Raw genomic sequence first — 11993 nt, forward strand, 5'->3', positions numbered from 1 at the left:
GCGTAAATCGGAGGCGCTCCGGACGTCTGCCGGGCTACATTCGCCTGGTGCTACTGACACTGACGACCACCCCGACCTCGCAGACTCCTGATGCGACTGCGTTGAGCTACCTGCTGCACAAACATCCCGACCGAGTGCAAGCTTTCGACTTGGCGATCGGCACCGCCACGGTTCTGTACCCGGAAGCCTCGGCCGAAAAGACAACTGTGGCAGTGATTGTGGACGTCGACCCCATCGAACTTGTGCAGAGCAGGTATCGACGCGGCAAGAGTGGTGACAACTTTTCGCTGGGGGAGTACGTCAACGACCGACCGTATGCGGCGTCGTCGATCCTCTCGGTTGCTTTGTCGAAGCTGTTCCGTACCGCGTTGACAGGAACGTGCAAGTCGCATCCGGAACTCGTCGAGGCAGAACTCGCGTTGACGGTCTCGATTCCGGTGGTTCCGTGCGGCGGCGATGCCGACTTGCCGCGTCGTCTGTTCGGGCCGCTGGGGTGGGACGTGACAGCGACTCCGGTGCAACTTGATCCGCACCTGCCGAATTGGGGAGACTCCGACTTCGTGTCGCTGACACTGACCGGGGAACACACCGTGCAGAGCGCCCTTCGGCACCTTTATGTGCTGTTGCCGGTACTCGACGACGTGAAGCACTACTGGGTGGGATCGGACGAGGCGGACAAGTTGATCCGCGTCGCCGGGGAGTGGTTGGCTTCGCATCCGGATTCCGCGCTGATCATGTCCCGCTACCTGGCGCGTAGACGTGACCTGGTCGAATCGGTAGTCGACCGATTGATTCCCGAACAAGCGGAGGTGCAGATCGAACTGCCGCGCCCGGATCCGCCGCTGGCACGGCTTCGTGTCGAAGCAGTTCTGGCGACGCTACAGCGACTGCATGCTCGAACAATCGTCGACATCGGTTGTGGCGAAGGAAAACTGATCGAGGCGCTGATGCCCCACGCACAATTCGACAAACTTGTCGGCGTCGATGTGAGCGCGCGTGAACTGACGCGGGCGCAGCGGAGGTTGAAGTTCACCGAAATGTCCGACGTCCAACGTGAACGTGTGTCGTTGATGCAGTCGTCCGCGACGTACCGCGACGCACGGTTGAAGGGCTTCGACGCAGCCGTGCTGATGGAGGTGGTCGAGCACGTCGACGCGGCGCGCCTGCCGGCTTTGGTCAGATCGGTCTTCGTGGACGCAGCGCCGCAATATGTGCTGCTGACTACCCCGAATGCCGACTACAACGTGCTGTATCCGGCGTTGGCAGAGGGAGAGTTCAGGCACCCGGATCACCGGTTCGAGTTCTCCCGAACCCAATTCGACGACTGGGCAACCGAAACAGCCCGAGCCCATGGCTATTCCGTGGAGTTCGAATTTGTCGGAACAATCGATCCGGCCCACGGCGGGCCGACGCAATTGGCGATCTTCACGAAGGAGGCACGAACGTCATGACGGTGTACGAAATTCCAGACCTCGCTCTTGTAGTACTCATCGGCGTCAGTGGCTCGGGGAAGTCGACCTTTGCCGCGCGTCACTTCGGTGAGTACGAAACTCTTTCGAGTGACACCTTCAGAGGATGGGTCAGTGACGATCCGAATTCGCAGGAATCGACGTCCGACGCTTTCGAAGTGCTGGAGTTCGTCGCAGCCAAGCGTCTGCGACGCGGACGTCTGACAGTGATCGACGCGACCAACGTCCAGCCCGCCGCGCGCAAGCGGCTCGTTTCGTTGGCTCGCGATCACGACGTACTACCGGTTGCAGTTGTGCTCGACGTCCCGGAATCGGTCTGTGCTGCACGCAACGACGCTCGCGCTGATCGGACGTTCGGGCGCGATGTCGTTCGCCGCCAGCACCAGCAGTTGACTCGTTCGCTTCGCGGGTTGGGCAAGGAAGGTTTCCGTTCGGTTCACATCCTCAGAGGTGCGGACGCGGTTTCCGAAGCCGAGTTCTCCCGTAACCCGCTCCGCAGCGATCGGCGTGTCGAGCGTGGCCCGTTCGATGTCATCGGCGACATCCACGGATGTCGCAGTGAACTCGAGACGCTGCTCGCGAAACTCGGCTACACCGTCGCCTACGGGGCCGATGGCGGCGCTGTCGATGCCGTGCCGCCGGAAGGGCGCACTGCCGTCTTCCTCGGAGACTACGTCGATCGGGGACCGGATTCGGTCGGTGTGCTGCGTCTGGTCATGGGAATGGTCGCGGCGGGACATGCGATAGCGGTTCCGGGTAACCACGAGAACAAACTCGTCAAAGCGCTGCGGGGCAAGAAGGTCACGGCGAGTCACGGACTGGCCGAGACGCTCGAGCAGCTCGCCACCGAGACGGCGGAGTTCCGCGACAGCGTCGTCGACTTCTGTGACGGGCTGGTGGCGCACCTCGTCCTGGACGACGGCAAACTCGTCGTCGCGCACGCCGGTCTCAAGGAGGACTACCACAACAGGGCATCCGGCCGAGTGCGGAGCTTTGCGCTCTACGGTGAAACAACCGGTGAGACGGACGAATTCGGCTTGCCGGTTCGATACCCGTGGGCGCAGGACTACCGAGGATCTGCGATGGTCCTCTACGGCCACACTCCGATCCACGAGGTGGAATGGATCAACAACACAGCATGCCTCGACACCGGCTGTGTGTTCGGTGGATCTCTGACCGCACTTCGATACCCGGAGCGCGAGATCGTGTCGGTTCCGGCCGAGCAGGTTTGGTACGAACCGATCGTGCCGCTGGTTCCGCCGACTCGCGATCCAGACGTGCTCGATCTTGCCGACGTCCTCGAAACGACCGGCGTCGACACTGAACTCCGCGGTCGGGTGTCCGTTCGCACCGACAACGCCGCCGGCGCCTTGGAAGTGATGAGCCGCTTCGCGGTCGCGCCGCAATGGCTGCGGTACCTACCGCCGACCATGGCGCCGTGCGCGAGCGCCCAGTCAGACGACTATCTGGAACACCCGTCGACCGCGTTCGACGCATACCGGGCTGCTGGAATCGGAACAGTCATCTGCGAAGAGAAGCACATGGGTTCGCGGGCAGTGGCGCTCGTGTGCCGTGATCGATCGGTTGCTCAGTCCCGATTCGACGCACCGGATGCGCTCACCGGCATGGTGCACACCCGCACCGGCCGCCAGTTCTTCGACGACGAGCTGACTCAGAAGTTGGTCGACGACATCGCCGCCGCAGTCACATCCGCTGGGTTGTGGGAAGAGTTGGGCACCGACTGGCTGCTCCTCGACTGCGAACTGTTGCCATGGAACGTCAAAGCAGAAGGTCTGCTGCGCTCGCAGTACGCGTCGGTCGCGGCGGCGGGGCGAACTGACCTCGCCGCCCGCGAGGCAGTGTTGGCGCAGGCCGGTTCGCGGGGTCTGGACGTGGCGGAAATGTTCGAGCAGACATCGGTCCGGGCCGCGAGTATCGAGCGCTTCGGTGAGGCGTACCGGCGGTACGTGTGGCCGACGAACGGGCTGGACGGAGTCACCATCGCTCCGTTTCAGGTGTTGGCGACCGAGGGCCGGTCGTACGGGGAACGGGATCACGAATGGCACCTCGCAATTGCGGACCGCCTGGCCGAGGCGAAGCCGAATCGATTTACCACCACACGTCGACTGGTAGTCGATCTCGGCTGCGAAGACTCGGTGTCCGAAGCGAAAAAGTGGTGGGAGTCGCTCACCGGTGAGGGCGGTGAGGGGATGGTCGTCAAACCGCTGGCGAATCAGATTCACGGGCCTCGCGGGTACAACGCGAAGGTGCAGCCGGGGATCAAGGTCCGCGGCCGGGAGTACCTGCGATTGATCTACGGCGCCGACTACCTCGAACCGTCGACGCTTGCTCGGCTCCGCAATCGCAACCTCGGGCACAAGCAGTCGATGGCGCTACGCGAGTACGCGCTCGGCATGGAGGCGGTGACTCGGCTGGTCGACCGCGAACCGTTGTGGCGCGCACACCAGGCGGTGTTCGCGGTGCTGGCTCTCGAATCGGAGCCGGTCGACCCGCGATTGTGACGGCGGGTTCCGGAGGCGCGGATTGATACCGTCGGGTATGGGTGTGATTGCTCGCTTGGACGGTTTCAACCGGCGCCATCCGTGGAGTCACAACGATCACTACGGACGGTGGGTTCTGCGCAATCTGGGCGGAACCTTCCGGTCGCGCCCTGGATGTGGGGTGCGGGACGGGCAATCTGATCGACCTCCTGCGTACGCGGTTCGACGTGGTGGTCGGCGTCGAACCCGACCCCACGACCTCGGCTGCCGTGCTCGCCAGGTTTGCGGACGACGAGATCGTGATCATCGAAGCGCTGCGGTTCGACGACTTCGCGTCCGAGGCGAAGTACGACGCGATCACCGTCGTCGCGGCGCTGCACCATCTTCCACTCGAAGAATCGATGAAACGCCTGAGCGGCCTGCTCGAACCAGGCGGTCGGCTCGTCGTAGTCGGGTGTTATCGATCGACGACAATGACCGACGGACTCGTGTCGGTGTTGGCGGCCGTCTGCAATCCCGTCGTCGGCGTGCTCGAGCATCGACAGGTTGCGGTGGAGCAGCTGAAGTCGATGACCGCTCCTACTGCGGAAGCTGGTGAGTCGATGGCTGACGTCCGGCGCGCCGCCGCCCTGCATCTGCCAGGTAGCCGGATCAAGCGGCGACTGTTCTGGCGCTACACCCTGATCTACGACGCGAGGCTGGCTGCCGCGTCGGTGGGGGAGTGAGTGGACCGCTGCGGTTCGCGGGGAAATGCGCGTCGGCCGAACCCGACTATCACCAACGAACCGATCATCAAAGCGACCCCGATTCCCGCCAGATGCGAGATCCCACCACCGTCGACGACAGCGGCGCCGAGCAACGCGCCGGTCGCAATCGCGATCTGGAACACGACCACGTAAACGGCGGAGGCACGGTCGGTCCCGATCGGGACGGCGCGCAGAACCGAGGACTGTAGGCAGATCGGAACGGTGGTGAACGCCGCGCCCCACAAGATCGTGGCGACAACTGCGAACGCTCCCATCGACGGCGCCAAGAGCCAGAAGATGGCCAGCGCGCCTGCCACCGTCGCGATCGAGATGAGCGTGAAGAGGCGCGGTCGGCGGTCGTAGTACTTGCCGGCGACCCACACTCCGACTGCGCCGGCGGCGCCGTACACCAGAAGCATCGCGGTACGGATCCCGCCGGACGAGCCAAGGCTCTGCTCCACCAGAAGGGTGAAGAACGTGTACGACGCGAACTGCCCCAGGGCAGCAAACAGCGTCGCCGCACAAATGACGGCGAGTGCCCGTCTCATCTCAGGTGTCGGCTTCGGCTTGTCTCGCTTGCTCCGATGGAGTTGATCGACCGGCATTTCGGGCAACGCACGATGCAGTGAGAAAGCGATGATCACTGCCACCACACCGATTGCCGCCGACGCGGTCCGCCAACCCCAGGACTGGCCGATCGCCGAAGACAGGGGACCTCCGAGAACAAAAGCGAGAGACGTGCCGGCGTACACCATCGCGATGGCCTTGCCCTGCTGTCCGCGCGGAACCAGAGTCGCTGCGACCGGCGCAACCACTGCCCAGAACACGCCGTGCGTCGCAGCGCAGAGCAACCGCCCGATCACCAGCATTGGATAGTTGACGGCCAAGGCCGCGACCAGTTGCGACACCGCGAGGGTGGCCACGGTCAAAACGACAACGCGTCGGCGCGGCCAGGATTTGACCGCAGAGATCAATGGAAGCGTCAGGGCCGCGACACCGTATGCGTAGAAGGTCAGCAGAAGGCCGACACGCCCTTCGGTGACGTCGAGATCTGACGATATTTCGCTGAGTAGTCCGATGGGGAGCATTTCAGCCGTCACGTAGGCGAAGGCTGCCCCGGCCAGTGTCATCAGCCGTAGCGTGGTTGCCTTCGGCAGTCGAGCGGTCATGGTGTGTAACGATACATGTATCGATACATGTATCGATACACACCTGCGTAATGGATATTCCGTACTCGCTATGCTGATGCGCATGGCCACACGTGCACAGCGTTCGAGTCGACCGACGATGGCCGACGTCGCCAAGGCCGCAGGCGTATCGGTGATGTCGGTCTCGTACTCCTTCGCACAACCCGAGCGCGTGTCGGAATCGACACGCGCCAAGGTGTTCGCGGCAGCTGAAGATCTCGAGTACTCGGGCCCCAACCGAGCGGCGCAGTCGTTGCGGAGCGGCAAGTTCAACAACATCGCGGTCGTCTTCAGCGAGAAGCTGACGTACGCCTTCGAAGACGCAGTAGCCCGGCGATTCCTGTCGGGCGTCGCCGACGCCTGCCTGGACGCGAATGCCGGATTGATGATGCTGCCGAACTCGGGGAGACCCGGAGACGTCGACAGAGTTCGCGACGCAGCGGTAGACGGTTTTGTCGTCTGGACGACAGTCTTCGACGACCCGATCCTCGACGCGATTGTCGGCACCGGAAAACCCGCGTGCATTCAAGGCGGGCCGGCGCACGAGGGTGTGGATCTCGTCGGGATGGACGATGTTGCCGGCGCGACCGCGATTGCGGCGGTCGGGTTGTCGGGGGCGCAGCGCCCCGCGGTGATCAGCCTCCCGTGGGATCGCGAGCGTCGTTCCGAGATCCGGATGGATGTGGATCCGGGTGAGGCCTTCTTCCCGGTTTCTCGCCATCGGCTGAAGGGCTATGAACGCGCAGTCCGGGACGCCGGACTCGACTGGTCTTCGGTACGAGTTGGCGTTGTCACCGTCAATGAGCGGAGCGAGGGAGCGCGAATGGCTCGCTTGCTGCTCGATGTTCCGGCGAGCCGTAGGCCCGATGTAGTGCTGGCGATGAGTGACGAACTGGCTCTGGGGGTGCTGGACGCGATCCGTGAACTCGGCCTAGCGTTGCCTGACGACGCCGCGGTCGTCGGGTGGGACGACACTGCAGCCGCATCCGAAGTGGGGCTGACGACGGTTCGCCAGTCCCTGTTCGATCAAGGACGTAACGCAGCTCGCGTGGTTCTCGGGCTCGACGATGCGGTGGAGCCGGTGGAGTGGTCGGTGCGTCGGCGAACTTCGACGCGATGATCACCCCGGTCATCGTCGACGGTCTGCGTTTTCGGTGGTTTGTCCCTCCAGAATTGGGGGAGACCGTCCGTTGGGGGCTCTCGTGGAATGCCGACAACCCGCGCCGGTGGGCGGTTGCCGAAGCCGCGGGTGCAATGCACCTACTTGCCGGAACTCCTCGTGACGACCCAAACGCGCGTCAGGCGTGGATAGATTTCGGCGCAGATGCCGCCACGACCGGAGTAATTCGGCGCCTGCGGCTCATGTCGATCGAGTCCGACATGCTGCCGGACCCGAAGATTCCGCACGGCGCAGATTGGGGTTGGGCTACGACGCAGTTCGTGCCTGGCTCCGAGCGCTTCTACGAGTTGGCGCGTGCACCTCGTGCGTTGCGCTCGTATCAGCTGACCGATCGTGACTGGGGGCCGCGGCGCGAGGAGTTCTTGCTGGTCGACCTCGAGACGGCTGCTTGATCGCTGGACCTGACACCGTTTTCATTCAGTGCACACAGGCTCCAGCTGACTGGAAACAGTGTTCGCTCGATGAAACCGGTGCCAGGTGCTGTGGCTAGCGCTCTCTGCCGACGACGTTCAGTGCGTATCTGCCGGGTGGCGCCCCGATGTGCTTGACGAAGTGTCGCGACAAGTGGGCTTGATCGTGGAATCCGACGTCGACGGCCACATCCGCTAATTCGCGCCCCGCCAGGATTGCGCGTCGTGCCAGATCGATCCGGCGTCCCGTCACGTACTTGTGAGGCGGAAGGCCATAGTGCATCGCGAAGTTCTTGATCAGATAGGTGGGGTTCCGCTGCAGAATGCTCGACGCTTCTCGCATCGTGATCCCCGTTGTCAGTCGCGCATCGAGTAGCTCCCGAAGTTGATCGGCAACGCGTTCGTCGACGGTGGGAGTGTGACGGACTCGACCTGCGTGCGGTGCGAGGATTTCGTTCAATCTTTCACCGAGGAACCCCAGGCGACTTTCGGCCTCGAGTGATTCGCCGTGCGGGCCGAGTGCAGAGTGCAGCTGATCGATACGGTGGCGCAGCAGGGGGTCGCGAATCTCGGGACAGTCGACTGCTCGGCCTACCAGTTCCTCGCCGAGAACCGACGTTTCGAGATAGAGGATTCGTTGCCGAAATCCGGCCTCGGTGACCGGGACTCCGTCGTGCGCGATGCCGGGCGGCAACAGTGTCACGATCTCAGGGGCCGCTCCGTGTGCTCGGTGGTCGAGGTCGTACGCAATCGTTCCGCGGTCGACGAGCATCAGCGACCACTGATCGTGCGTGTGCTTCGGATAGGCGTGGCCGACAAAATCGGCATGAAAGACCTCGGTGATTCCCTCGAGGCCCGGTGCCCACGCGGTGATCTGTGCGCCGTGTGGATCCATGTCAGAAACGTACAAGACGCTCCGGCCTCGGGTGACGAAGAGTAGTGCGGGTTCGTCGTCGCAACGATGGCGAGCCAGAGGGAGGAACACCATGGACAGTTCGGCAACAGCGATATCGCTCCGCGAGAAGTTCGGTCAGTTCACCGAGCACTGGTCACCCAAGAAGATTGCTTCACTCAATGACTACGAGATCAAGATCGTCAAGATAAAAGGAGAATTCGTCTGGCACACCCACACCGACACCGACGAAATGTTCCTGGTGACAAAGGGGCAGATCCGAATCCAACTGCGCGACGGAGATGTTTCGCTGGGGCCCGGTGAATTGTTCGTTGTACCTCGCGGAGTCGAACATTGTCCCATCGCCGAAGAGGAAGCGGAGGTGATGTTGATCGAACCCGTGGGCGTGGTGAATACCGGAAACGTCGGAGGATCACGAACCGCGGTGCTCGAGGACTGGACGTAGCTAGCGGCTCTGCCAATCCAGGGGATTGGTTCGGAGCGGCAGTGCCATGCCCGATCTCCAGAGCGTCGCCGCGCGAGAGAGCGGACGGAGCTTGACCTCGCGCCGCATCGACTGTGCGAACTCGTCGGTGAACCCTGTTCGCGGGTATTCCGCGATTGCTGCATCAACAGCTGCTCGCGGTACTTCTGGTGCACGTCGACCGGCAACGTCGAAATGTGCTGCGGCGTGCAGCAGATAGGCGTCGGCGCCCGCATCGCGATCGACAGTCAGATCCATGTGCAGACGGATCGCTTCGCCGATTCGCTGTGTCGACCTCTCCGAGGCGCCCACTCGGGTCGCGAGTTCTTGCGCGTCGGCGGCGCTGATGTAGGTGAAACACCCGTGCTTGGTCGATCCCTCTGCGCCCAAGCCGACATCGTGAAGCGCACACGCGGTGAAGAGATCTTCTGGGTCGTACTCGATCGCATCGATCTGCGCGAATAGGTCGGCCCAGATCCAGCAGCGCAGGCTGTGGTTCAAGACCGCGGGGGAGAGGGAGCCTTTGGCGTGATCGAGCGCTTCGCTGCACAGCTTTGTGTCGGGGAGTGGGCGTTTGCGCAGCTCGAGTGTCCGAGTGGGGTAGCGGCCGAGCCGGAGTCGGAGCATCGACGGAGTACTCATGGCCTGCGCAGCAGCCGCGCGGGCCATGAGTTGCAACTGCTCGAGGGTGGTCAGCTCACCGGGGCGCATCGAATTCCTGTCTGAGGTAGGGGACAGCTGGATACGAATCTAGTTGCCAGATCCGGTCCTTCGCCTAGGATCAATATCTGTCGACGACGGAAACAATGAATTATCCGAATATCGCGAATCCGTTTGCTCCATCCAACGGTCAAACCAATTCAGAAATCTCGCCGCCCACATCAATGGAGTTTCATCACGCAAAGACGGCGGGGGTGGCTCAGAGGACGCCGAACCCGACGATTCCCGGAACTTCCGAGGGTACGATGCGGTGAAGCATGACTTTGTTGTTCTCGTTTCCGCCGACGGTTGTCAGTGTGCCGGCGTCGTTGATCAGAACGACGTTGACGTGTTGCCCGAAGGGGCTCGAGTCGCCGTACAGGATCGTGTCGCCGACCTTCGGTTGGTAGTTCTGACCGTAGGGGACAAACGCGTCGACCGACTCGTAGTATTCCTGCAGCGTGTACACCCCGGGGATGCGCCACGAGCCGGAGTTGGGGTTCGAAAAGGGCGTCCCGATCTGGTTCATCGACCAGCTCACGAAATCGGCACACCACGATTCTTCGACACCCTCGGCGTATTTGGTGCCAGGACTGCCCGATGCCCATTCCTGTTCGAGGACGGTCAGCAGCGCACTCTGCTGAGCGGTCAGCGTGCTGTGGTCCACCGTGGGGAACGAGTCGAGGTTTTCGCCGGCAAGGGCGTCGTCGCCGCGGGCGAACCACCAAAGCACGCCGGCAACAACGACAACCACTACAACGCCGAATACGCCCAGAACAACGGGAGTGCGTCTGGGCGTATTCGGTGCGTGCGACATCACGCCACGATAGTCAATTACTCGAGCGGGGGTGCCGATCGATCGATCGTCGTCGCGAGCGGCTTCTCCTTGACGAAGAGCAACAAGACGACCGCTGCGATGACCAAGGGGACGAGGTACAGGAAGATCGGCGCAAGCGCATCGTTGTATGCGCCGACGATGATCTCGCGAACCTGGCTCGGCAACTTCCAGAGAATTCCCGGTGTCAACGAGTTCTCATCTCCACCGACTGCGCCTCCGTTTGCCGGAAGCCTCTCGGACAGCAGATTGGTCAGGCGCGAGGCGAAGAGGCTGCCCACGATCGCGCTGCCCAACGAAGCACCGATCTGACGGAAGAAGTTGTTCGACGCAGTGGCAGTTCCCACTTCAGCGGCGGGAAAGGTGTTCTGCACGATCAGGATCAGGATCTGCATGACCAGGCCGAGCCCGATGCCCATGAGTGCGATGTAGCAACCGAAGACCAGCAGCGAAGTCGAGGGCGTCAGACGCGACAGCAGGACCAGAGCAACTGCGACGATCGACGTTCCGACGATGGGGAAGATCTTGTAGCGGCCGGTCTTGCTGACCAGCTGGCCGGAACCGATGGAGGCGACGAGCAGGCCCGCCATCATGGGAATCATCATCAATCCTGCTTCGGTGGCGTTCTTGCCGGTCACCATCTGGATGTAGGTCGGCAGGTAGGCCAGCGCGCCGAACATGGCGATTCCGATAATCAGGCCGGCGACTGTGGTCAACACGAAGTTGCGCTGAGCGAACAGATGCATCGGAATTACCGGTTCTTCGGCACGCTTCTCGACGAACACAAAAGCCACTGCCGTCACGACGCAGCCGACGATCAGCCCGATGATGACGGCCGATCCCCATGCGTAGGTGTTTCCGCCCCAGGTCGTGAACAGGATCAGACACGTCGCTGACGTCGCGACGAGAACCATGCCCAGATAATCGATGCGAGGCTTGCCGAGGTTCGGCTTCCGCAGGTGCAGAAATGCCATCGCGCTCGCGATGGCGAGTAGGCCTAGGGGGATGTTGATCCAGAAGGCCCAACGCCAACCGATGCCTTCGGTGAACCAGCCGCCGAGTAGGGGACCGGCAACCGAAGCCAGCGCGAACACACCGCCCATCGCACCCATGTATCGGCCGCGTTGCCGGGCCGGAACGACGTCGGCGATGATCGCCTGGGACAGCAGGATCAAACCGCCGCCGCCGAGTCCTTGTACTGCGCGACCAGCGATAAGTGTGGTCATGTCGTGGGACAGACCGCCGATCACCGAACCGACGATGAAGATGCTGATGGCGCCGATGAAGAGGCCCTTGCGGCCGATCAGGTCACCGAGTTTTCCGTACACCGGCATCATGACGGTCGAGGCGAGGATGTACGCCGTCGTCACCCAGACCATGTGGTTGACGCCGTTCAATTCGCCGACGATGGTGGGCAACGCAGTGCTGAAGATCATCTGATCGAGCGATGCCAGCAGCATGGTGATCATCAACCCGACAAAAACGAGGATGATCGACCGTTTGTCTGGCGCGGCGTCGGTGTCGGTGTGCGCGCCGTCGGGGTCGACGGTCGCAGCTTCTCGAGTGGACATGAAGTTCCTTAGTTCAGTG

At 62.5% G+C, this 11993-nt stretch carries 11 protein-coding genes; 6 read left to right on the top strand and 5 right to left on the bottom strand.

Translation table 11 applies throughout. The features are described from left to right. Nucleotides 1-26 precede the first annotated feature (26 nt). Genes ACFT1A_RS03915 through ACFT1A_RS03925 form a run of 3 tightly spaced genes read left to right on the top strand, consistent with a single transcriptional unit; the run spans nt 27 to nt 4695 of the window. Nucleotides 27-1451: a 3' terminal RNA ribose 2'-O-methyltransferase Hen1 gene (locus ACFT1A_RS03915; protein ID WP_378446116.1), complete on the top strand. Its 1425-nt coding sequence runs from the start codon at nt 27-29 to the stop codon at nt 1449-1451. Then, nucleotides 1448-3991 (top strand): polynucleotide kinase-phosphatase, encoded by a 2544-nt coding sequence (locus ACFT1A_RS03920; RefSeq protein ID WP_378445909.1) that lies wholly within the window; start codon nt 1448-1450, stop codon nt 3989-3991. Before ACFT1A_RS03915 ends, ACFT1A_RS03920 begins: the two co-directional genes overlap by 4 nt. A 47-nt stretch (nt 3992-4038) precedes the next feature. Continuing rightward, nucleotides 4039-4695, top strand: coding sequence for a class I SAM-dependent methyltransferase (locus tag ACFT1A_RS03925; protein ID WP_378445910.1), 657 nt, complete (start codon nt 4039-4041; stop codon nt 4693-4695). Here the strand turns inward: ACFT1A_RS03925 and ACFT1A_RS03930 are convergent. Further along, complete coding sequence (locus tag ACFT1A_RS03930; RefSeq protein ID WP_378445911.1) at nt 4656-5885, bottom strand: MFS transporter; 1230 nt, start codon at nt 5883-5885, stop codon at nt 4656-4658. The genes ACFT1A_RS03925 and ACFT1A_RS03930 overlap by 40 nt on opposite strands. 82 nt (nt 5886-5967) lie before the next feature. On the opposite strand from ACFT1A_RS03930, the gene ACFT1A_RS03935 reads away from it, so the two are divergent. After that, nucleotides 5968-7023: a LacI family DNA-binding transcriptional regulator gene (locus tag ACFT1A_RS03935; RefSeq protein WP_378445912.1), complete on the top strand. Its 1056-nt coding sequence runs from the start codon at nt 5968-5970 to the stop codon at nt 7021-7023. Beyond that, a complete protein-coding gene (locus ACFT1A_RS03940) occupies nt 6990-7475 on the top strand; it encodes a hypothetical protein (RefSeq protein ID WP_378445913.1) in 486 nt (161 codons plus the stop codon). The genes ACFT1A_RS03935 and ACFT1A_RS03940 overlap by 34 nt, the downstream gene beginning before the upstream one ends. 94 nt (nt 7476-7569) lie before the next feature. On the opposite strand, the gene ACFT1A_RS03945 is transcribed toward ACFT1A_RS03940, so the two are convergent. Next, the gene (locus ACFT1A_RS03945) at nt 7570-8388 is read right to left on the bottom strand and encodes an AraC family transcriptional regulator (protein WP_378445914.1); all 819 of its coding nucleotides are present in this window, start codon (nt 8386-8388) and stop codon (nt 7570-7572) included. A gap of 91 nt (nt 8389-8479) precedes the next feature. Here ACFT1A_RS03945 and ACFT1A_RS03950 point away from each other — a divergent pair, with 91 nt between their 5' ends. After that, the gene (locus tag ACFT1A_RS03950; RefSeq protein ID WP_378445915.1) at nt 8480-8851 is read left to right on the top strand and encodes a cupin domain-containing protein; all 372 of its coding nucleotides are present in this window, start codon (nt 8480-8482) and stop codon (nt 8849-8851) included. Here the strand turns inward: ACFT1A_RS03950 and ACFT1A_RS03955 are convergent, their stop codons facing one another. The 3 genes from ACFT1A_RS03955 to ACFT1A_RS03965 all read right to left on the bottom strand — a co-directional run bounded on the left by ACFT1A_RS03955 (nt 8852) and on the right by ACFT1A_RS03965 (nt 11974). Beyond that, nucleotides 8852-9580, bottom strand: coding sequence for an HD domain-containing protein (locus ACFT1A_RS03955; protein WP_378445916.1), 729 nt, complete (start codon nt 9578-9580; stop codon nt 8852-8854). A gap of 208 nt (nt 9581-9788) precedes the next feature. Further along, entirely contained in the window at nt 9789-10385 is a 597-nt protein-coding gene (locus ACFT1A_RS03960) for a CHAP domain-containing protein (protein ID WP_378445917.1), read from the bottom strand. A gap of 17 nt (nt 10386-10402) precedes the next feature. Further along, nucleotides 10403-11974 carry an MDR family MFS transporter gene (locus ACFT1A_RS03965; RefSeq protein WP_378445918.1) on the bottom strand — a complete coding sequence of 524 codons (1572 nt, stop codon included), beginning with the start codon at nt 11972-11974 and terminating at the stop codon, nt 10403-10405. Between the last annotated feature and the right edge of the window lie 19 nt (nt 11975-11993).

It is taken from the genome of Rhodococcus sp. NPDC057135, assembly GCF_042670865.1.
In the GTDB taxonomy this organism is placed as follows: domain Bacteria; phylum Actinomycetota; class Actinomycetes; order Mycobacteriales; family Mycobacteriaceae; genus Rhodococcus_F.

Excerpts from the sequence above, each read along its gene's own strand:
- ACFT1A_RS03920 (WP_378445909.1), top strand. The coding sequence starts at position 1,448 with ATGACGGTGTACGAAATTCCAGACCTCGCTCTTGTAGTACTCATCGGC.
- ACFT1A_RS03930 (WP_378445911.1), bottom strand. The coding sequence starts at position 5,885 with ATGACCGCTCGACTGCCGAAGGCAACCACGCTACGGCTGATGACACTG.
- ACFT1A_RS03935 (WP_378445912.1), top strand. The coding sequence starts at position 5,968 with ATGGCCACACGTGCACAGCGTTCGAGTCGACCGACGATGGCCGACGTC.
- ACFT1A_RS03945 (WP_378445914.1), bottom strand. The coding sequence starts at position 8,388 with ATGGATCCACACGGCGCACAGATCACCGCGTGGGCACCGGGCCTCGAG.
- ACFT1A_RS03950 (WP_378445915.1), top strand. The coding sequence starts at position 8,480 with ATGGACAGTTCGGCAACAGCGATATCGCTCCGCGAGAAGTTCGGTCAG.
- ACFT1A_RS03955 (WP_378445916.1), bottom strand. The coding sequence starts at position 9,580 with ATGCGCCCCGGTGAGCTGACCACCCTCGAGCAGTTGCAACTCATGGCC.
- ACFT1A_RS03960 (WP_378445917.1), bottom strand. The coding sequence starts at position 10,385 with ATGTCGCACGCACCGAATACGCCCAGACGCACTCCCGTTGTTCTGGGC.
- ACFT1A_RS03965 (WP_378445918.1), bottom strand. The coding sequence starts at position 11,974 with ATGTCCACTCGAGAAGCTGCGACCGTCGACCCCGACGGCGCGCACACC.